Genomic DNA, 21323 nt, shown 5'->3' with positions numbered 1-21323 from the left:
GTGGTGAACAAAATATAGTTTTAGAATAAATTAGTTATTAAATTGCTTGATAAGCGGCTTCTAATTCCTGATAAAGTGCTTCGGGGCTTGGAAGTTTTTTCTCTAAAATCGCTAGCATGACTTCATTGTCTTCTTTGCCATTCCAGACTTTTTTATAAGTCCCCTCTTTGTATCCGTGGTCTTGTCGAAATTTGTTGAGTACATTTTTAGCAACGTAGTATTTGTATAAAATTTTCAAATTAACGCCGCATTTGAGCGCCAATGTAAAATAATCTCGCAACAATCCATCATAAATATCCATGTTATAGCTTGTTGTTCTGTTGATAATCTTCTCAATGTCATTGATGATTTCCATAGAGGAGACATTGCCCAGACTATATGGCTCTTTTGTGAATTTTTCAAAACCGTGCACATCTGTGATATCACGAACCAGTTTATCGATACCGCCTTTATTGTTGGTTTTGTAATCCTCAAGTAATAAGCTCATGATAAAATGCCAAATATCGACGATTTCAATCACAGCATTTTCCCAGTCTATTGGCGCATCTATATTTTTCCAATGTTTCCAACTAAAACTATCTATCAGTTCAGCACATTCCATATAAATACAACGTTTCCAATTAATCATTTTATCATTTTTAGTATATCCATTTTCCCAGCCAATACCATTGGTTTCATCATTTAATTTTTGTTGCAATAAAAACATCTCTTTTAAATAATCATGCATTTTTATATCTTTCTCCTTTTTTCATTATCTGCGGCCTGAATTATACCATTTATTTAAAAACAATTTAATGACAGGTGTTATAATATATAAATAAAAGGATTGATATGTGTACCAATGGGCTTAGAATTTTCACAATGCTGTTATTTGCATTGATTGCTTTTACTTCTAATTATTTTATGCCAAGCATTCCTATTCTTGTCTGGTATTTTGTTACGGTGAGTATCTTCGCTTTTATTTTGTTTGGTATTGATAAATTTAATGCAACAAAAGAGCGTATGCGTGTACCAGAGATGAGCTTTCATTTTCTCGCATTCATTGGCGGTGGATTAGGAGTGATGTTGGGTATTGTATTGTTTCGGCACAAAACGCATCACAAAATGTTTATTGGCATACAGTTTGCGATTTTAGTGCTTTATGTCGTGGCAAGTTATCTCATCATACAAAATCTTCCCGAAATAGCCCATGGAATAGAAGCGTTACGTGGACAATAGAATTCTAGATTTCATTGATCACCATCATGTGCTCAGTTGTGCCTTTTGCTCAGAAGAGGAAATTTATAGTGCCAGTTGTTTTTATGCATTTTTAGACGAGCCTGCTCGTTTTATCATCGCCTCAAAAGGTGAGAGCAAACACATCGCCATGGTGTCCAAAAATCATCATGTCGCCGGAACGATTCATCTGGAGACTCAGGAGATTGGTAAAATACAAGGAGTGCAATTTCAAGGAATCTGGAGAAAGGCGAGGATGAAAGAGTCTCAAGCGTATCTTTTGAGATTTCCCTATGCCTCTGTGATGGTTCCAAAACTTTGGTGTATTGAAATCTCATATATCAAATTTACCGATAATCGGTTTGGATTTGGTGAAAAATTAGAATTTTCCACCAAATAAATCATGTTGCGTATTTTTAAATTTTAGATAGATCCAATTTCAAATCTTCATTATTCATCACACCGACATCTTTATCTAAAATATCTTTGGCGATTTGTTTCGCTTCATCAAGGGAGTGCATTTTATAAGTGCCGCATTGATAAAGGTTGAGTTCGGGTATATCATTTTGACTTTTCACTGCTAGGACATCATGCATCGAGTCTTTCCACGCTTGTACAACTTCTTGCTCTTTTGGGTCTCCGATTAAGCTCATGTAAAAACCAGTACGACATCCCATCGGTGAAATATCGATGATTTCTACACCATCATGATTGAGATGATTTCTCATAAATCCAGCAAAAAGATGCTCCAAGGTATGGATGCCCTTTTCCGGAAGTATCTCTTTATTAGGATGACAAAAACGAAGGTCAAAGACCGTGATTTCATCTCCTGATGGTGTTTTCATGTGCTTAGCAACACGCACCGCAGGGGCTGGCATAATGGTGTGGTCAACAGTAAAACTATCGAGTAGTGGCATAAAAAATCCTTATTGTAATGTTTTTTTGAATTATACTAAAATAATTGATATAGCTCAATTGTATTTTTATATATTTTTATTATAATACAAAGATTAATCAAAAACACTTAAAGGAAAAAAGATGGAAATCAACAATGTTCAAGTTTGTAATGTCTGTTTATCACCGAGTGATGATGGCGAAAAACGTGTCTATGTGAAAGCGTTATGCGGGGGAGAAGAAGTGCTGATTTGTACCTCATGTATTCCCAGAGTGATTCATGAAAGTGGTGAATTGGTAAAGAGTAATGCTGAGGTGAAAGCTACTTTAGGTTTATAATAGGTGAGCCGAAGATTGTTCTTCGGCTCGTCTTTTTTCTTATTCTTTTTCTGCTTCGTCAGAATAGTCAGCGGCTGCCATTCGTTTCAATTGTCTCCATCTAAATTTTGCATCATTTTTGTTTTTCTCAAACATCAATGCGGCATGTTCAGGGTGAGATTTTTTGAGTGACGCATAGCGTACTTCGTGCATCAAGAACTCTTCATAAAGATCCCAATCAGGCTCTTTTCCGCTGATTTTGATAGGATTTTTACCTTGTTTCATCAATCTTGGGTCAAACGTATAAATTGGCCAGTAACCACATTTGGTTGCAAGTTCTGCTTGGTTTCCTGATTTTGCCAATCCTCCCTTGATACCATGAGCGATACATGGAGAATATGCGATGACCAAAGAGACACCAGGATACTCTTCTGCTTCTTTCATCACTTTTAATGTTTGTGCTTGTGATGCATTGGAGTTGATTTGCGCAACATAGATATTTCCGTAAGTCATGGTGATGTAACCGAGATCTTTTTTCTGTACAGGTTTACCTGATGCTGTAAATTCTGAAACCGAACCACTACGTGATGATTTTGAACTTTGTCCACCGGTGTTGGAGTATACTTCGGTATCAAGTACCAAGATATTGACATCTTCACCACTGGCACTCACGTGATCTAGTCCACCATAACCGATATCATAAGCCCAACCGTCACCACCGACAATCCATTGAGATTTTTTGGCGATGTAGCGTTTCAAACTGTAAAGTTCTGCGACACTTGGGATATCCAAATGTTCTGCTAGAAGTGGCACGAGTCTGTCTCTGATTTCTGCTGTTTTTTCTCTATCATCTTTAAATTCAAGGAAATCTTTATAAAATGCTGCTATTGCATTTGGAACTTCTTGGATGGAGTTAGCCATGATGTTTGCCACTCTATTTCGAATGGTTTCATTGGCAATATGCATACCCATACCAAATTCTGCATTATCTTCAAACAAAGAGTTGGCCCATGCTGGTCCGTGACCTTTGTCGTTGGTCGTATAAGGGGTTGATGGCATAGACGCGCCATAGATTGATGAACAACCAGTGGCATTGGCAATCATCATGTGATCCCCATAAAGTTGTGTGGCTAGATTGATATACGGTGTTTCACCACAACCTGGACATGCGCCATGGAATTCGAGTAGCGGTTGTGCAAATTGTGAACCTTTGACGGTTGCTTTGTTGACAAGATCATCTTTGTAGGTGACTTCTTTAAAGAGATAATCGGCATTTTCTTGTTCGCCTTTGTCGAGTTCTTGGTTGATTGGCACCATAACCAAAGATTTTTCTTTTGTTGGACAAATTTCGACACAAAGGTCACATCCGGTACAATCGAGAGTAGAAACTTGGATTTTATATTTCAATCCTTTAAGCTCTTTCCCTTTGGCATCAAGGACATGATTTTTCACACCAGCTGGAGCATCGGCAAGCTCTTTATCATCAATCAAAAATGGTCGGATGACAGAGTGAGGACAGACAAATGCACATTGGTTACATTGGATACAGTGCTCTTCTTTCCATTCAGGAACCATCGTCGCAACGCCACGTTTTTCAGTAGCGGTTGAGCCATTTTCTGCGGTACCATCAGGATGTTGCATAAATACAGAGACCGGTAATTCATCTCCCAATGCGGCATTCATAGGTTTACAAATGCTTTCTACATATTTACTTCCAGTATATTTGCTAGGAACGGCCAAAGAGACTTCTTCTTTAAGTGTCGCCCAAGCAGGATCGACGGTAACTTGTTCTAATCCAGCTTCTCCACTGTCGATTGCTTTGTAGTTCATCTCGACAATATTTTCACCTTTTTTGATATAAGATTTATGTGCGAATTCTTTCATGAACTTTTTAGCTTCAGTGTAATCGATGATATTGGCAAGTTTAAAGAAGGCAGATTGCATAATCGTATTGGTTCTATTGCCCAGTCCTATTTCTCGTGCGATTTTAGTTGCGTTGATGACATAAAATTTGACATTTCTCTCTGCCAATATTTTTTTGACTTTATTAGGAATTCTTTTGGCAGTTTCTTGGGCATCCCAGATGGAGTTCAGCAAGAAGGTACCGTTATCTTTGATACCGCCTAATACATCATAGATATCAAGATAAGCAGCCACAGAACAGGCGACAAAGTCAGGGCGCGTCACGAGATAAGTGGATCGAATCGGAGTTTTTCCAAATCGTAAGTGACTTCTGGTATAACCGCCTGATTTTTTTGAATCATAAGCAAAATAAGCTTGTGCATAAAGATCGGTTTTATCCCCGATAATCTTAACGGAGTTTTTGTTGGCACCAACGGTACCATCAGCACCCAAACCATAGAAGAGACATTCGACAATACCTTCACCACCAAGGGATAGATTTTCTCCTGCAGGAAGTGATTTGAAAGTCACATCATCGACAATACCGATGGTAAAGTCAGATTTTGGCTCAGTGGCTTCAAGATTTTTGTATACGGCGATAATTTGAGCTGGATTGGTGTCTTTTGAAGAGAGACCAAAACGTCCTCCGACGATAATAGGAGCATTTTCTTTGCCGTAAAATGCAGATTTAACGTCTAAAAAGAGAGGCTCGCCTAAACTACCTGGTTCTTTTGTTCTATCTAATACTGCGATTTTTTTGACAGATTTTGGCATAACATCAAAAAAGTATTTGAGACTAAATGGACGGTAAAGATGGACATTGATCAGACCAACTTTTTCACCTTTTTCTCTTAGATAATCGATGGTTTCTTTAATCGTTTCATTGACAGAACCCATAGCAATGATAATGCGATCAGCTTCAGGGTCACCATAATAGACAAATGGTTTGTACTCTCTACCGGTAACTTTTGAAATTTCGTTCATATAATCTGCTACGATATCAGGTACGGCTTCATAATATTTATTTTGAGCTTCTCTACCTTGAAAGTAGATATCATCATTTTGTGCTGTTCCTCTTGTCTTTGGTGCTTCAGGATTTAATGCTTCAGTTCTAAATTGTGCAACAGCCTCTTTATCAAGAAGTCTATCGAAAACTGCATAATCCATCACTTCAATTTTTTGAATTTCATGTGAGGTTCTAAATCCATCAAAAAAGTGCAAAAATGGTACTCTACCTTTGATTGCTGCTAAATGGGCAATACCACCTAAATCCATAGCATCTTGAACTGAGCTTGAAGCAAGCATAGCAAAACCAGTTGCACGAGCGGCACAGACATCTTGATGATCGCCAAAAATTGATAAAGCATGGGTGGCAAGTGATCGTGCTGCGACATGGATGACCGCTGGTAGAAGTTGTCCCGCCATTTTATACATATTAGGAATTTTTAATAATAATCCTTGAGATGCAGTATAAGTTGTTGTCAATGCTCCAGATTGGAGTGATCCATGGACTGCTCCGGCTGCCCCACCTTCACTTTGCATTTCTACTACTTTGACTGGCATTCCAAATAGATTTTTCTTTCCTTGTGATGCCCAGATGTCAACATGATCTGCCATAGGTGAAGAAGGTGTGATAGGGTATATACCCGCAACTTCCGTAAAAGCGTATGAAGCGTAAGCTGCTGCTTCATTTCCGTCCATCGTTTTCATGACTTTAGCCATAATGTTCCCCTTTTTTAAATTTCATTTTATTGCAGTCTAACTTTAAACAAATGATTTCGATTATTCTACTTCTAGAATCTTAATAATTCATAAATGCCATATTCTATATTATATTTTGTTAAGAATTGAGCAATGAAAAACACTAGTTTACTTTTTTTATATTATCTAAATAGTCTAAACTCCTTATAATAAATTAGAATTTCTTAAAATCAATTGAACTGCATCGTGTGAGTGTTGTGATATATGAGAGGTTTGTTGCTCTAAATCTTCTCTCATGCCGTATCCACACAAGACAGCACATGACTGAATCCCCGCTTGATTAGCGCTTTGTATATCCAAAATCGTATCGCCAACCATCCAGGTAGATGCTTTCTCAGCATGCAGCATAGCAATAGCTTTAAGTACCGGTTCAGGATGAGGCTTGGGATTTTGTACATCTTCTCTACCTATTATACTAGTAAAATAATCTAAAATGCCCAGATGTTCTAATAATTCTAATGAATAACGCTTGGTTTTTGTCGTCACAACCCCTAGTGTTGCAAATGTTTTGGCAGCTTCTAAGGCTTCTTTTGCATAAGGCAAAAGTAATGTTTGTGCTCGTGAAATTTGTCGGTAATGTTCTTTGTATGCGGCGATGATACGCTGATGTTCCTCTTTTGGGACACCCAATTGTAGATACATATCCTCAAGTGTATGCCCAATCAAGGATTTGATTGCGGTATCATCAGGAGATGAGAAGTTGCATTGTTTGAAGCTCGTATGAAAGCTCTCTAAAATAGCATCAGTAGAATCGATCAAGGTCCCATCAAGATCAAAGAGTATGGTTGTCGCAGTCAATACAATCCCTTATGATTTTTTTGAGATTATACTATAGTGGAGCTGATTAAATGATTATTTTTTGTAATTTTTATATGAATACGTCCTTATTTAGGCCTCTCTATGGGTTTTTAGGCTATAATTCTATAAAAAAGTATGGGGTGGGGTGGAAGATAATGCGTAAAATCAAAACCGTGGCTATAACCGGCGGTACCCATGGTAATGAACTCACCGGAGTGTATCTTATAAAGAAATTTTTTAAAAATCCAGACTTGGTGAAGCGGAGCAATTTTGAAACACTTTTCATGCATACGAATTTGGGTGCGATGAAGCAGTGTACTCGCTATGTTGATAAAGATTTAAATCGTACGTTTGTGACGCAAGATTTAGCCGATCCGAGTCGGTGTACGTATGAAGATATTTTGGCAAAAAATCTCAATGAAAAACTCGGACCCAAAGGTTCAAAAAATCCTCATGTTGATTTTATCGTTGATTTACATTCTACGACTTCAGATATGGGACTTTCGATTATTATCGACAATGATAGTCCATTGGTTTGGAAATTGGCTGCCTATTTGAGTGTTCATGAGCCTAAGCTACATATTTTTAGGTGGAAGGGAGATACTGCTGAAGTCTCTTTTGTCAATTCAATCGCCCCAAATGGATTTGCCATAGAAGTAGGCCCGATTCCTCAGGGAGTATTGCGAGCAGATCTATTTTTTGAAACAGAAACATTAGTACAAAAGATTTTAGATTTTTTTGAAAAATATAATAATAACACGCTAGAGACACTTCCAAAAGAAATTGAGATTTATAATCATATCAAATTGGTAGATTTCCCGCGAGATAAAAAGGGAGAAATTAAGGCTGCTGTGCATCCAAATCTTCAAGACCATGGTTATATAAAAGTTCAAAAAGGAGATCCTTTGTTTATTGATTTAGAAGGCAGGGTTATCTACTATGAAGAAGAAGCGGATGTTTATGCCTTGTTTATCAACGAGGCGGCGTATTACGAAAAAGGCTTTGCGATGTGTTTCGCAGAGAAAAAAACAATAAAAGTGTCATAAAAAGGAACCATCACGATGCAATTTTCAGCTCCATTACAATCAAATTCAAAACGTATTTTGCTTTTAGGCTCAGGTGAATTGGGCAAAGAAGTCACCATAGAAGCCCAACGCTTAGGACTTGAGGTTATCGCAGTAGATCGTTACCAAAATGCTCCAGCACATCATGTCGCACACCGAAGTTATGTGGTGGACATGCAAGATCGTGATGCAATTTTGGAGATTATAAGACGGGAAAAGCCTGACTTTATCTTGCCTGAAATTGAAGCAATTAGTATTGAAGCACTTTATGATGCTGAGGCAGAGGGCTTTTGTGTCATTCCTAATGCTGATGCGGTGAACAAGACTATGAATCGTAAAAATATCCGTCAATTTGCAGCCGAAACACTGGGAGTTAAAACCGGTCCTTATGAGTTTGTGAGCACGTTGCAGGAGTTAGAAGAAGCCGCGAAGAGGTTGGGATTTCCTTGTGTGATAAAGCCCGTCATGAGTAGCTCTGGACATGGACAGAGTATCGCCAAAAAGCCTGAAGATATTGCCATGTCTTGGGAAAAAGCCAAAGAGGCCAGAGGTGATGCGAGTGCCTTGATTGTCGAGGCGTTTATTGATTTTGATTATGAAATCACCATGCTCACCGCGCGCCATGAACATGAAACCATCTTTTGCGAACCCATAGGTCATGAACAACGCGATGGGGATTATGTTTTTTCATGGCAACCGATGCAGATGAGTGCTCATGCCAAAAAAAGCGCACAAGAGATTGCCAAGACGATTACCGATGGGCTTGGAGGACGTGGGATTTTTGGGGTAGAACTATTTGTCAAAGGGGATAATGTCTACTTTAGTGAAGTGAGTCCACGCCCTCATGATACCGGGATGGTGACACTCATCACACAAAGTCAAAGTGAGTTTGCTCTGCATCTTCGAGCGATTTTAGGGTTGCCTTTGGGATTTACTTTTTATGGTGAGGGCGCAAGTGGCGCATTTAAATCTGAACATGATGCTATTGCACCGGTTATCAATGTGGATGATACATTGTTTAGCAATAACTCTTTTGTGCGAGTATTTGGGAAACCAGAAGCGCACCAAGGGCGACGTTTGGCGGTGGTACTTGTTTTTGATAAAGTTGCAGCAGCGCTACAAAAGGCACGAGAATTAATAAAAAAGATAAAAGATAATTAAAAAAGCGAGAGGTTGTTGGGAGAAGCGTACTTCTCCCAATTGGTTGTATTAATTCTGATGGATATCCATCTGAGGGTAAGGAATCGAAATATTTTTCTCATCAAACGTCAGTTTGACTTTTTCGATAGTATCAAAATAAACTCCCCAATAATCCGCACTTTTAACCCAAGCACGAACGGTGAAGTTGACACTACTGTCGGCCAATTCACTCACAACGACAAGAGAGGCTGGGTCTTTTAAGACACGCTCATCAGCATCAATGATTTCTTGAAGCGTTGTTTTAGCAAGTTTGAGATCATCATCATAACCAATGCCAAAGACGAAATCCACACGACGGGTCTCTTTTTTGGAGTAGTTGATAATGTTTTTTCCGATGATTGATGAATTTGGGATAATGATTTGTTTGTTATCTCCAGTTTTCATGAGGGTACTAAAAAGATTAATCTCTTCAACCACACCCATCACACCAGCCGCATCAATAAAATCGCCTACATTAAACGGTCTGAAAAAGACCAGTAAAACTCCCGCACCGATGTTTGAGAGTGTCCCTTGAAATGCCAAACCAACAGCCAAACCGGCGGCACCTAAAACAGCGATGAAAGAGGTGGTATTGACCCCAAGGTTGCTAAGTGCTGCTAGTATGATAAAGACAAGTAGGGCACCGTAAACGACATTGCCGATGAATTGTGAAATTGTCACATCAAGCTTGGCTTTATCCATCGCTTTTCGTGAAAATTTCGTCAATATTTTTGCAACTTTTTTTCCAATATAAAATATAAGTATTGAGCCTATGAGCTTGAGCCCATAGACGCTTAAAATACTTAGTATAGAGTCAAGATTGAAGTCCATTACTATTCACCTTTATTGAATTTTGCATCAACCCTTCTGTTTTGTGCTCGTCCTTCTGCTGTTTTGTTGCTGGCTACAGGATTCATCTCTCCGAAACCTTTTGTGATGATTCTATTCGATGCAACACCGAGTGTTTCAAGTGCACCCGCTACGGCTTTTGCTCTTTTTACAGAGAGTGCTTGATTGTATTTTTTGCTACCAATGGAGTCAGTATTACCTTCTAGGATGACTTTGTAGGTTTTGTTGATTGACATGAAGTTTGACACTTCTTTTATTTTGCTCATATAACTCTCAGGTACATCAGCTTTATCAAATGCAAATTCTACTTTTAAATGGATTACTTTTTCACATCCATCAGCCATGACAACATTGCCTGCTGGAGTATTAAGACATTGGTCTTGACTGTTTACGACACCATCATGATCGCTGTCTAATTCGCATCCTTTTTCATCCACTTGAACACCCATTGGAGTATTGGGGCAGGCATCTTTTTCATTGATGACACCATCTTTGTCATCATCCAAAACAACAACAGGTGCAGGTTTTGGTGCGACTTTTGCTACGGGCTCAGGTTTGTATTCTACTGGCTCTGCTTTTTTACCAAATGGAATGCTAAAGCCAACATTATAAAAGAGGTTGTTATCCCCATGTTTGAAGTTGATAGCGTGGCGAACTTCTGCTCGGATTGCCATCTCATCTTTTAACATATATTTAAGACCAACACCATAATTTACAAAACCACTATCTCCATTGCTAGTGAAGTGATTTTCGAGATTTTCATAACCGGCTCCTGCGAGAGCATAAAATGAAAGGTCTTTTTTGATTGGGTAAAATTTAAGCACATTGACAAATAATCTATCAATATCTGTTTTCATGTTAGTAAATTTATATTCTACTTTATCCGATCGCTCATATCCAAGTTCTACTTGGTCGATGACAGATTTTTCAACATTGATACCAAATCTGAGTCCATAACTCAAGTGACTTTTAATATCCATGTTGCCTTCGGGTTGTACTCCACCTATCATTGGGGTGATTTCATATTTATAATTACCGGCAAATGCAAAACTGCTTGCGAGTAGCATAACAAAAACTAATTTTTTCATTGATTCCTCCATATTGTTTAAGTGATTATATCATAATTTTAAATTGTTATACGTTTATAATGCACAAGTTTTCAAATTCTATCTCTATAATGTTCTGTAAATCCCGAGGGTTGAGGTAGAGCTGTAACCCTCTCAAGCCCGCACTAATCAGTATTTTGTCGTATTGAAGTGCGGTGTGATGCATAAAAGTTTTATACTGTTTTTTCATCCCAATAGGAGAGCAACCCCCACGAAGATAGCCGGTAGTTTTTAAGAGATTTTTTAATGGCAACATGGTGCATTTTTTGCAGTTTGCACTTTTGGCTAGTGCTTTGAGATCCAATTCATAATCAGCTGGAATACATGCGACTATTGGTCTTTGATTTTCATCACAAACTACGAGCGTTTTAAAGACAATTTCATGATTTTGTTGCAAAGATTCAGCTGCATGTGTCGCACTCAAATCATTGGGGTCGACTTGATAGCTGAAGAGTTCATACTCGATGTGGTGTTGGTCTAAAATTCTAGCGGCGTTACTCTTTTTCATGATGCGTTCTTATCTCCTGTATCTTTTGTAAAAATTGCGTGCCGTATTTTTCGAGTTTACTTGGACCGACGCCGTTGATTTGTAGCAAGGCATCGCTATCATGAGGGAGTTTTTGTGCCATCTCTTTGAGGGTGGCATCTGAAAATACAACATACGCAGGGAGGTTGATCTCTTTGGCAATCTTGGTTCTCAGTGCTCTTAATGCTTCAAAATTTTCATCTTTGATGGTGACCTCTTGGTTGAGATTATCCTCTTTTTCGCTGGCAAAAATCTCATCTCTGACCGACACTTTGGCGCTGCCTTTTAGGATGTCACGTCCCCGTGAAGTGATGAGAAGTTCTCGATATTCTCCTCTTTTGATTGCATTGTGTTCAAAAAGTGCATCAACAATGAGTTCCCAACTCTGCTTGCTGATGGATTTCCCGATACCATAGACGCTTAGCGTATCATGATGGTTATCCAAAAGCTTTTTGCCCCGTGCGCCTCTTAGGATATCGATGATATAAGCGTGCCCGAAACTCTGATTGCTGCGATACATCGCCGAGAGAAACATTTGGGCTTCGCGTGTGATATCGATTGCCTCATGTGGCTCTTTTTTGCAATTATCACACGAACTAAGACAATCTTCCATCTCCTCTTCAAAATAGTTCACCAATATTTTGTGGCGGCATTGTGTCGCGCTGGCATAATGATAGAGTGCTTCGATTTTGTTTTTGGCTAAATTTTTGTAGCGCTCATCTTCGATGCTCTCAAGTAGTTCAGATTTTCGCGTCACATCACCTCTGGAATAGAGCAACAAACACGCACTTTTTAAGCCATCTCGTCCGGCACGCCCAATCTCTTGATAATAACTCTCAATGCTTTTTGGCAAATCCATGTGCACGACAAATCGGACATTACTTTTATCAATGCCCATACCAAAGGCAATCGTGGCTACGATAATCTTCGTCTCATCTTTGATAAACGCACTTTGGATGGCATGCCTCTCTTCACTGGAAATTCCAGCATGATAGGCTTTGGCTTTTAAGTGTTTGGATTGTAAAAAGAGTGCCAAAGCTTCACTCTCTTTTCGTGTGAAGGTATAGATGATGCCACTCTCATTCTGGTATGCTTCTAAAAATTTGAGCAAAGTCACTCTTCCATTGCCTTGCCGTTTTTTGGCACTAAGCAAAAGATTCTTGCGAAAAAAGCTCCCCTTTAGAAGGACCGGATTATTGAGTTTGAGAGATTTTATAATATCTTTGGCAACAAGATCAGTCGCTGTGGCAGTAAAAGCGGCGATGGGGATGTGTGGAAATTCTTCTTTGAGATAGTGAAGTTTTCGATAATCAAATCGAAATTCATGTCCCCATTCACTCACGCAATGCGCTTCATCAATCACAATAAAACTAACAGCATTGTGACGCAAGAGTTGCTTGAAACTTCCCATAACGGCACGCTCAGGCGATACATATAAGAGTGAGATTTGCTTGTTGCGGATTTTTTCATAAACCTCTTGCATCTGGTGTTCATTCAATTCGCTTGTGAGCTTGTCTGCTTGGATATTGTTGTTGCGCAGATTGATGATTTGATCATTGATGAGGGCAATCAAGGGAGAGATGACGATGGTAAGCTCTGATTTTTGCATGATTGCAGGGAGTTGATAACACAGTGATTTTCCTCCCCCTGTTGGCAAGATTGTGAGCAAATCTCTTTTGGATAAGATAGCTTCAATACTCTTTTTTTGCAGGGGTTTAAATTCGTTGAAACCAAAAAATTGGTGCAGTATTTGTTTGATTTAAATCTCCAATATAATTAAGATGAGTGATTATTATAGCATTTTAACTTTTTCATTTTCATTTCATTTTGTGTGTTTATAATTGTCAATCTAAAATTTAAGGACGCGTTATGAATAAAACAAAAATTTTGATTTCAATCATCGTTTTGGCGATACTGATTCAATTCATCCCTTATGGGAAAAATCACACCAATCCTGCCATCATTAGCACCCCAAAATGGGACAGCCCAAGAACAAAAAAACTCTTTGCCAATGCGTGTGCTGATTGTCATAGTTTTGAAACCAAGTGGCCACTTTATAGTAAAATTGCGCCTATTTCTTGGCTCGTTTATAGTGATGTCCAAGAGGGACGCGATCATTTTAATGTCTCAGCATGGGGTGTACAAAAACGCAACAAAGGAGATGAGGCCGCCTCAGAAGTAAAAGAGGGCGATATGCCGATGTTCATGTATCCGTGGATGCATAAAAAGGCGCGTCTTAGTGCACAACAACGCGCAGATTTGGTTGCAGGACTCAAGGCAACTTTTGGAGACAAATAAAATCACGCCCACTTTTAAGAGGGTGATTGGGGTTTCGTTTAGGTAAATGAGACACTTTGAAAGTGTGGATTTTTGGTCTTGATTTGAAGTCTCATGATATCGTCGAGGACAATAAGGGGCTCATCAACGCTTGTCTTTATTTTGATGCACTCTTTCAAATCGCTATTGCGTGCTGTATCTAGGGCCCTTCCTTCGATGACTTCTCCAGATTTTAGAGTGAGTTTGATGTCATAGTGATACAGGCAAGCGATTTCTATGTAATCATAGTGCGCACAACTTATCATGAGGCTCCTTTGATGATATTGTGGATAGGAAAAGCATGCTGCATTTTCCTATCCTTTTTGAGAGTATTTTATTTGAGTGCTTAAAAAGCAGGACCATTAATCGGGTCAGAGACTCTTGTCGGTCTGCTATGACTTTTTTGATTGACCCAAGCGGCGATATCCCAAGCTTCTTGGTCACTGAGGGTATAGCTTTGGCCTAGTGGCATATTGGCTTTGATGAAGTTTGCAAAATTAGAAACTTTATGCATACCTGCTCCCCAGTTGTAAGAATCTGGTCCCCACAATGGCGGAAATTGGTATTCATGGGCATGACGCGTTTTCACACCTTCACCAAATTTACCGTGGCAGATGGCACATTTTTGCATATAAACAGCTTCACCTTTTTTAAGGTCGGCTTTTTTAGCGGGTTTTACCTTCGGATAGCCTCGACCTGGTAGTGAGACGCCGACTGGAACCCCTTTTGACATCCAATAAATATAGGCTGAGAGCGATTTGAGGATGACACCGCCTGATGGAGGTACGATTCCATTTTCTGAATAAATAAAGCATCCTTGCAAACGGTTTTCAAAACTATTGACTAGATGATTTTTACCACGATATGCTGGGTACATTCCATAAGAAGCCCACATTGGAGCAGAGTTTGCTAAAGCACCGGCATTGAGGTGACAATTATTACAACTCAGTGCACTTCCGACATATTTTGGAGCATACTTTTTTGTTTGTGTAAAAAGGAGGTAACCAAGTTTCACAAATTCACCAAATTCACTGTTTTGTTTTTCTACTTCAGCAGGAAAAGGGGCATCAAATTGTATTTTACTGAGCATACTTTTTGCGGCGGCATAATCCACAGGTTTGCCATCGAGTGCTTTACTGATATCTGCGGTAGATTGTTGAGTCGATGCGGCAAATCCAGATACGCCCATAAATATCATGATATAAAAAAATAAAATTACTTTTCTCATCTTTTATCCTTTTTTTCTGCTTGTGAGCGCATTTTATAAGGCCATTCATACCCGCGTACGATTGACTTAGACGCCAAATAGGCACTGATGGCATCGATATCCTCTTTGGAGAGTTTTTCAGCGATTGATTTCATCAAACCATCGGTTTGGTCTACGCGTTTTCCACTTTTAAAATCAAGCAATTGTGTTTTGAGATAGGCTGCATTTTGGTTGATAAGAGGCGGAAATAAATCTCCCGCACCTTGGGCATTTTGACCGTGACAAAGATAACACGATGGCACCCAATCAGTGGCAGATATTTTTTTGCCATATTCAAATAAAATACGACCTTTTTCTACTAAAGTTTTCGATTTTATAGCAGCAGGTTTTGGTTGTGGAAGGGTGCTGATATAGTTGGCAACGGCCTGCATCTGCTGTTCAGAAAGCCCTGCGGCTATGTTGTTCATGATATCATTTTTGCGCTCTTTGGACTTGAAAGCCTGCAATGCCTTGATGGTATAAGCAGGTTGTAAGTCTCCTAATGCGGGCATACCCGTACTGGCTTCTCCCTGACCTTGTGCGCCATGACAACTGCTACAGGCAATGATAGCACCTTGGTCTCCTTGATCGTACAGAGTTTTTCCCATATCCCCCGCACCAAAGGCGAGAATCGGGATGAAAATGGCAGCGGATGACAACGCGATGAATTTTCTCAAAATCTTCATACCACATTGTGCATCACTATAAAAGTGTGTCACTATTTTGCTCCTTATGATAAATGTTATTTATATTAGTATATAGGTTAAGTTATTAATAATGCCTGAATAATTTAAGGCGATTTTTTCTCATAAGTGTAAAATAAAAAATTTGCATATGGCACCCAAAGGTATCAAATAGATACTTTAAGTAATACAACGTTAAAATTATTACCAATATCTTTGGTATATCTGCAAAGATCAATAAAAGGATGTGTTACCATGGGAAACATCAATAGTATCATGACACTTGTTGCTCCATTTTTACCATTTATCGCTACTCTTGTGCTCTGTATGGGCATTTTATGGGGCGTTTATTGGTTTTTGATTGGACGATATCCCGAACGTGGCAATGAGCAAAAATTTCCGGTACAACTGGTGATGTTGTTACTGAGTTTGATTGCTGTTTTGGCACTGGTGATGACCTTGCCTTTGAGTGAAGAATCTCGCAGCGACGTGATGCGTTTGATTGGAATCGTGCTCTCTGGTATCATCGCATTTTCATCGACAAATATTATTGCCAATTTGATGGCAGGGGTATTGCTCCGCATTATGAAACCCTTTTCTACGGGTGATTTTATTCGCGTGGGTGAGTTCTTTGGACGTGTTTCTCAACGAGGCTTATTTGATACGGAGATTCAATCTGAAACTAGAGAATTAATCGCCATCCCCAATGCGTATTTGATTAAAAATCCGATTTCAGCCACGCCTAGTACTGGGGCGATTGTCTCTGCGTCACTCTCTTTAGGTTATGATGTGCCTCATTCTAAAATCGAGACTTTGTTGATTCAAGCAGCAGAAAAAAGTGGGCTTGAGCATGCCTTTGTACATATTTTGGAATTGGGTAATTTCTCCGTTACCTATCGTATTTCTGGTCTTCTAAATGAGGTAAAAGGGCTGATTACTGCGCGTTCTAACCTGTTTCGCTCTGTTTTGGAAGTATTACATGAGGAGGGGATTGAAATCGTATCACCTACTTTTATGAATCAGCGAAAAATTGGAGACAATGAGAAAATTATCCCGACTTTTACGGCTCCAACTTCACCAAAAACAGAGGGCGTAGAAGCGGAAAAAATTGTCTTTGATAAAGCAGAACAATCAGAACAAAAGGAAAAAGAGCAAGAACAACTGATTGAGGATATCAAAAATCTGGAATTGCAATCAAAAGAGGCCAAAGACGAGGAAAAAGAGAGAGTCAAAGAGAATATAGAGACCAAACGCCAACGTTTAAAAGAGCTCAAAGAGCGTGAAAAAAACGCAGAATAGCGATCAGTTTTATTGTAGATAATAGCTAAATTTTGATATGATTCAAAAATAATCTGATGGGGAAAGATAAAGAAAAAAAGTGATTGATTTACATGTTTGCCGCAATGTTCAAATGCATCCAATGTTTATCTCTCTGAGGCTTGCGAGATTGTTTTCTATCAATGCCAAAATCTTAAGAAGTCTCACCCCGCTTTGAAGAGGAATCATGGAATTTAAACGCGTCAAAATGGTGTATTTTTCACCAACACAAACAACAAAAAAGGTATTGGAGTGTATCGCTCACAACTTGGGTGCTGAGGTGGTTGAAGATTTGGATCTCACCTATGCGCAACAGACAAAAACAACAAGAGTATGCTCAGATGAGATCGTTATTATCGGTGCTCCGGTATATGCAGGACGCTTGAGTGCTGAGGCGATGGCACGATTGAAACAGTTGCGTGCCAATAATACGCTTGCAATCCTCGTCGTCGTGTATGGGAATAGAGCATTTGAAGATGCACTATTAGAGTTAAAACATTTCGTGATAACATTGGGCTTTACGCCGATTGCCGGAGGTGCTTTTATAGGAGAACACTCGTACTCAACGGCAAAAACTCCAATCGCACAGGGAAGACCTGATGCGTTAGATTTGCAAAAAATAGCAGCATTTGCCAAAAAAATTAAAGATAAAATCAACAACGTATCACCCACTTGCCTGCCAATGGATTTAGAAGTGCCTGGTAATTTTCCCTACAAAGAGGCGATGCCACCCAACAGTGTGGCGCCTTTGAGTGATTATGAGCTCTGTAGTGTATGTGGTGCATGTATCGATGTGTGCCCCACTGGGGCGATATTTTTAGATGAGCAAATTCAAACCAATGCGACATTGTGCATTCGCTGTTGTGCCTGCATCAAAAATTGCCCAAGTGAGGCAAGAGTGGTTGAAGATAGCGCATGGAAGGCGATGGCTGAGAGATTAAATACCAATTGTCAAGCACGTAAAGAGCCTGAATTTTTTCTATAAAATCTAAGTAAAAATCAATAGATTTTAAGATTTGATAATCGTCTCTAGTGCCTCCACTTTGGCTCGCATATCTACTGCCATTGTCAGCTCCGTAACTAGGGCAAAACTTTTGGCGCCTCGTTTGATAATCTCGCTCAAGTTGTGCTCTTTGATGCCGCCGATGGCGACAAAAGGAATAGGGATATTTTGAGCGACAAACTCTAAGTATTCGACCCCGACAGTGGCATAATCTTTGGTTTTAGTATCATAAATCGGTCCGACTCCGATGTAATCAGCTCCAAGTTCCACCGCTTCTAGGGCTTGCTCTTTGGAGTGAGTGGAGAGCCCGATGATTTTGTCATCGCCGATGAGTTTCCGCACCTTCTCTAGAGGCCAATCATCTTGTCCGATGTGTACGCCATCGGCATCGACCATCATGGCGAGTTCTACGTGATCGTTGATGATGAAAACGACGCCGGCTTTGCGTGTCATCTCTCTTAAAATCAAAGCCTCTTCATACATCTCTTTCAAACTTTTGTCTTTTTCACGATATTGGATGACTGTGATACCACAATCTATCATATCGCGTACGATTTCAATATTGCTTCTGCCATTTGAAAATTTTGAGAAGGTAATACCATAAATTCCCTCAGGTAACACTCTTTTTTGATGGCGTTCCATCAACTCTTTTTCTAAGTAATAAAGCTCATAACGCAAGGCTTCATAACTTTTGCCGATGTGATACATATCTTCTGTGGTTTTTAGGATCTCTTCGATGACACGGATGGCTTCAAGTGCACGTTTAAAGTTGGCAAAGATACTCTGTGCGATGGAGGCTTTTTTGTCAATTTTGCTAGCGGTGGAGATGCCTTTGCCGATATCATGATCAGCGTCGCGATACTTCAACAGATGCGTATCGACGCTTGAGAGATTTTTTCGGATTTTGTGACGGATATCGCGCAGTTTTTTGGTAAGATTTTCATCTTCAAAATGAAACCGACAAATATCCTCGACCACACGAATTCCCTCTGCTGCACGATTGACATTGGCATCTAAGATTCTGTATATTTTTATCATGTTATATTCCTTCCCAATTTTTATACACGGGCTCATAGCCCATGCTTTGGATGCGCTCGATGACGTGCGTCGTGTCTCTTGCATCACTAATTTCAAACTGTGGTTCGGTTTTGGCTTTTGTGTAGCCGCCGACTTCGGTTTTGGAGCCTGCTGAGAATTTTGTCGCACAAATTTTGAGTAAATTATCTCTAAATTCTGCGGTTTCTCTTGTTGAGATATTGATATCAGCACGTGGTAAAAAGAGACGATACGCACACATAATCTGCACAAACGTTGTATCATCTAAGAGGCTAAGAGGTTGAAATCCCCCTTCGGCTTCATTGATGCGTGGCAAGGAGAGTCCCACTTCACACTCTAAGTACTTGTCACTGAGATATTTGGCATGAAGTCCACCAAAAAAAGCTTCAGGAAGAATCTCACCCAAACCAAAAAGCGGCCCGATATTGATGTTTCTAAATCCTGCTTTTGCACCACGTTCAGGTGCATCGAGGCGGTATTGGTAGTTTGTTTTTTCTCCACTAATATGCACCTGTTGGTAGATGGTTTTATCATAAACTTCTTGATAAACCGTGAGCGCATCGACGCCAGCTTCAAAGAGTTGATGGTACTCCTTTTCATCCATGGGTGCCACTTCGATGGCTACTTGTGCAAAATGACGTCTTAATATTTTAGCAACATCGATGAGGTAGCTAAGCGGGGTGATTTTTTTAGATTCACCGGTCAAAAACAAGATATGTTTGATACCCGTTTTGGCAATTTCTTGCGCTTCGATTTCAACCTCTTCTAAGCTGAGTTTGTTTCTTTTGATGCGATTTTGTTTGCTAAAGCCACAATAAAGACAATGGCTACTGCAGTAGTTGGATACGTAAATGGGAAGGTATAAGCTGATGGTATACCCAAAGTGTTGCACCGTCACCTCATGCGCACGTCTAGCGAGAGCTTCTAAATGTTGTTTGGCTCTTGGGGATAGGAGATTTAAAAAATCATACCAATCGAGCGTTTTTTTCTCGATGGATTCAAAAATCATAGTATCAGTGACATGGTCAAAATAATCCTTAAAATCAAATTCTTCATACGCTTTTAATTGTGCTAAAAAACTCATGATTGACGCTCTTGGTGTAAAAACCCTGTCAGAGGAGAAGAGGCTTGGGCATATTTACTTTTTTTGGCGAGTTTTGCCAAATGGGCCATCCTGCCTGCTTGCACGGCGAGTGAAAATGCATGCCCTGCCATCATGGGGTCTTCTGCTGTGGCGATTGCGGTATTGACTAAAACTCCATCCGCTCCCATCTCCATGGCATGTGCGGCGTGTGAAGGCATCCCGATACCGGCATCGACGATGACGGGAAGATTACTATTTTCGATAATGAGTTCAATCAGACTCTGCGTCTCTAGCCCACGGTTTGAGCCAATCGGAGCACCCAGAGGCATGACTGTGCTCGCACCGGCATCTTCAAGTTTTTTGCACGTGACCAAATCGGGGTTGATATAAGGTAAGACGACAAATCCATCTTTGGCGAGTATTTTAGTCGCTTTGATGGTCTCTTCGTTGTCTGGCATCAAGTATTTACTCTCATGAATAATCTCGATTTTTACAAAATTACCACAGCCAAATTCTCTAGCAATATTGGCGATTCTTACCGCTTCTTCAGCATTTCTTGCTCCTGATGTATTGGGAAGCAAGGTGATATTTTTAGGAATATAATTGAGGATATTGTCCTGTGGATTATCAAGATTCACTCTTCTGAGTGCGATGGTGATGATTTGTGAGCCACTTTGGGCTAGCATCTTTTTGATATCATTTTTATCTCTAAATTTTCCGGTTCCGCACAGCAATCGGTTTGAGAATTCTTTGTCTCCTATTTTTAGTATGTCCCGCATCTATCCCCCTCCCATAAAGGTTATAATTTCTACACGATCTCCCGGATGTAGTAAGGTTTGCTCCCAATTGACTCTTTTTAAAATCTTAAGGTTTAGCTCCACGACGACGTTGGGATTCTCAAGATTTAATGAAGCAATCAAATCGTTCACGTTGGTGTGTTCTGTTTGTATGGTGTGGTTATTGAGTGTCAGCTCCATAATCATGTTCCTTAGTTTGTTGGGTTCCT

Annotated in this window: 23 protein-coding genes; 8 read left to right on the top strand and 15 right to left on the bottom strand. The window is 39.7% G+C overall.

Translation table 11 applies throughout. The annotated features are described in order from the left end of the window. Positions 1 to 37: 37 nt before the first annotated feature. Positions 38 to 727 (bottom strand): dUTPase, encoded by a 690-nt coding sequence (dut, locus tag SFB89_RS10120; protein WP_331774568.1) that lies wholly within the window; start codon positions 725 to 727, stop codon positions 38 to 40. A gap of 104 nt (positions 728 to 831) precedes the next feature. Here dut and SFB89_RS10115 point away from each other — a divergent pair, with 104 nt between their 5' ends. Then, entirely contained in the window at positions 832 to 1218 is a 387-nt protein-coding gene (locus tag SFB89_RS10115; RefSeq protein WP_331774567.1) for a DUF1294 domain-containing protein, read from the top strand. Continuing rightward, positions 1208 to 1615, top strand: a complete 408-nt coding sequence (locus tag SFB89_RS10110) for a hypothetical protein (protein ID WP_331774566.1) — start codon at positions 1208 to 1210, stop codon at positions 1613 to 1615. Before SFB89_RS10115 ends, SFB89_RS10110 begins: the two co-directional genes overlap by 11 nt. Positions 1616 to 1631: 16 nt before the next feature. Here the strand turns inward: SFB89_RS10110 and luxS are convergent, their stop codons facing one another. After that, the gene (gene luxS / locus SFB89_RS10105; RefSeq protein WP_331774565.1) at positions 1632 to 2132 is read right to left on the bottom strand and encodes an S-ribosylhomocysteine lyase; all 501 of its coding nucleotides are present in this window, start codon (positions 2130 to 2132) and stop codon (positions 1632 to 1634) included. A 121-nt stretch (positions 2133 to 2253) separates the two neighbouring features. Here luxS and SFB89_RS10100 point away from each other — a divergent pair, with 121 nt between their 5' ends. Continuing rightward, a complete protein-coding gene (locus SFB89_RS10100; RefSeq protein ID WP_331774564.1) occupies positions 2254 to 2448 on the top strand; it encodes a hypothetical protein in 195 nt (64 codons plus the stop codon). Positions 2449 to 2487: 39 nt separating this feature from the next. On the opposite strand, the gene nifJ is transcribed toward SFB89_RS10100, so the two are convergent. Together nifJ and SFB89_RS10090 are read right to left on the bottom strand one after the other, a co-directional pair. Next, complete coding sequence (nifJ, locus tag SFB89_RS10095) at positions 2488 to 6051, bottom strand: pyruvate:ferredoxin (flavodoxin) oxidoreductase (protein WP_331774563.1); 3564 nt, start codon at positions 6049 to 6051, stop codon at positions 2488 to 2490. A gap of 183 nt (positions 6052 to 6234) precedes the next feature. Next, positions 6235 to 6888, bottom strand: coding sequence for an HAD family hydrolase (locus tag SFB89_RS10090; RefSeq protein WP_331774562.1), 654 nt, complete (start codon positions 6886 to 6888; stop codon positions 6235 to 6237). 155 nt (positions 6889 to 7043) lie between these two features. On the opposite strand from SFB89_RS10090, the gene SFB89_RS10085 reads away from it, so the two are divergent. Next, complete coding sequence (locus SFB89_RS10085) at positions 7044 to 7934, top strand: aspartoacylase (RefSeq protein WP_331774561.1); 891 nt, start codon at positions 7044 to 7046, stop codon at positions 7932 to 7934. A gap of 15 nt (positions 7935 to 7949) precedes the next feature. Next, positions 7950 to 9113 carry a formate-dependent phosphoribosylglycinamide formyltransferase gene (gene purT / locus SFB89_RS10080; protein WP_331774560.1) on the top strand — a complete coding sequence of 388 codons (1164 nt, stop codon included), beginning with the start codon at positions 7950 to 7952 and terminating at the stop codon, positions 9111 to 9113. A 48-nt stretch (positions 9114 to 9161) separates the two neighbouring features. On the opposite strand, the gene SFB89_RS10075 is transcribed toward purT, so the two are convergent. Genes SFB89_RS10075 through recQ form a run of 4 tightly spaced genes read right to left on the bottom strand, consistent with a single transcriptional unit; the run spans position 9162 to position 13359 of the window. Further along, the gene (locus tag SFB89_RS10075) at positions 9162 to 9962 is read right to left on the bottom strand and encodes a mechanosensitive ion channel family protein (RefSeq protein WP_331774559.1); all 801 of its coding nucleotides are present in this window, start codon (positions 9960 to 9962) and stop codon (positions 9162 to 9164) included. A gap of 2 nt (positions 9963 to 9964) precedes the next feature. Then, a complete protein-coding gene (locus SFB89_RS10070) occupies positions 9965 to 11068 on the bottom strand; it encodes an OmpA family protein (protein WP_331774558.1) in 1104 nt (367 codons plus the stop codon). A gap of 46 nt (positions 11069 to 11114) precedes the next feature. Next, entirely contained in the window at positions 11115 to 11594 is a 480-nt protein-coding gene (gene ybaK, locus SFB89_RS10065) for a Cys-tRNA(Pro) deacylase (protein WP_331774557.1), read from the bottom strand. Next, positions 11581 to 13359, bottom strand: a complete 1779-nt coding sequence (gene recQ, locus SFB89_RS10060) for a DNA helicase RecQ (protein ID WP_331776079.1) — start codon at positions 13357 to 13359, stop codon at positions 11581 to 11583. Before recQ ends, ybaK begins: the two co-directional genes overlap by 14 nt. Before the next feature lie 122 nt (positions 13360 to 13481). Between recQ and SFB89_RS10055 the strand changes: the two genes are divergently transcribed. Further along, the gene (locus SFB89_RS10055; protein WP_331774556.1) at positions 13482 to 13910 is read left to right on the top strand and encodes a heme-binding domain-containing protein; all 429 of its coding nucleotides are present in this window, start codon (positions 13482 to 13484) and stop codon (positions 13908 to 13910) included. 38 nt (positions 13911 to 13948) lie between these two features. On the opposite strand, the gene SFB89_RS10050 is transcribed toward SFB89_RS10055, so the two are convergent. The 3 genes from SFB89_RS10050 to SFB89_RS10040 all read right to left on the bottom strand — a co-directional run bounded on the left by SFB89_RS10050 (position 13949) and on the right by SFB89_RS10040 (position 15893). Continuing rightward, on the bottom strand, positions 13949 to 14194 hold the full coding sequence (locus SFB89_RS10050; RefSeq protein WP_331774555.1) for a Rho-binding antiterminator: 246 nt from the start codon (positions 14192 to 14194) through the stop codon (positions 13949 to 13951). An 80-nt stretch (positions 14195 to 14274) separates the two neighbouring features. Next, entirely contained in the window at positions 14275 to 15156 is an 882-nt protein-coding gene (locus SFB89_RS10045) for a c-type cytochrome (RefSeq protein WP_331774554.1), read from the bottom strand. Then, entirely contained in the window at positions 15153 to 15893 is a 741-nt protein-coding gene (locus tag SFB89_RS10040) for a c-type cytochrome (RefSeq protein ID WP_331774553.1), read from the bottom strand. The genes SFB89_RS10045 and SFB89_RS10040 overlap by 4 nt, the downstream gene beginning before the upstream one ends. A 219-nt stretch (positions 15894 to 16112) precedes the next feature. Here SFB89_RS10040 and SFB89_RS10035 point away from each other — a divergent pair, with 219 nt between their 5' ends. Next, positions 16113 to 17156, top strand: a complete 1044-nt coding sequence (locus SFB89_RS10035; protein ID WP_331774552.1) for a mechanosensitive ion channel domain-containing protein — start codon at positions 16113 to 16115, stop codon at positions 17154 to 17156. Positions 17157 to 17361: 205 nt separating this feature from the next. Then, positions 17362 to 18159, top strand: a complete 798-nt coding sequence (locus SFB89_RS10030) for a 4Fe-4S binding protein (RefSeq protein ID WP_331774551.1) — start codon at positions 17362 to 17364, stop codon at positions 18157 to 18159. 24 nt (positions 18160 to 18183) lie between these two features. On the opposite strand, the gene thiE is transcribed toward SFB89_RS10030, so the two are convergent. Genes thiE through thiS form a run of 4 tightly spaced genes read right to left on the bottom strand, consistent with a single transcriptional unit; the run spans position 18184 to position 21294 of the window. Beyond that, positions 18184 to 19215, bottom strand: coding sequence for a thiamine phosphate synthase (gene thiE, locus SFB89_RS10025; RefSeq protein WP_331774550.1), 1032 nt, complete (start codon positions 19213 to 19215; stop codon positions 18184 to 18186). A gap of 1 nt (position 19216) precedes the next feature. Further along, positions 19217 to 20317: a 2-iminoacetate synthase ThiH gene (gene thiH, locus SFB89_RS10020; RefSeq protein ID WP_331774549.1), complete on the bottom strand. Its 1101-nt coding sequence runs from the start codon at positions 20315 to 20317 to the stop codon at positions 19217 to 19219. After that, a complete protein-coding gene (locus SFB89_RS10015; RefSeq protein WP_331774548.1) occupies positions 20314 to 21096 on the bottom strand; it encodes a thiazole synthase in 783 nt (260 codons plus the stop codon). Before SFB89_RS10015 ends, thiH begins: the two co-directional genes overlap by 4 nt. Beyond that, entirely contained in the window at positions 21097 to 21294 is a 198-nt protein-coding gene (gene thiS, locus SFB89_RS10010; RefSeq protein ID WP_331774547.1) for a sulfur carrier protein ThiS, read from the bottom strand. Between the last annotated feature and the right edge of the window lie 29 nt (positions 21295 to 21323).

Origin of the sequence: Sulfurospirillum sp. 1612 (assembly GCF_036556685.1) — a bacterium.
Taxonomy (GTDB): domain Bacteria; phylum Campylobacterota; class Campylobacteria; order Campylobacterales; family Sulfurospirillaceae; genus JAADIZ01.
The sequence above is the reverse complement of the archived record's forward strand: the minus strand, read 5'-3'. Positions and strand labels throughout refer to the sequence as shown.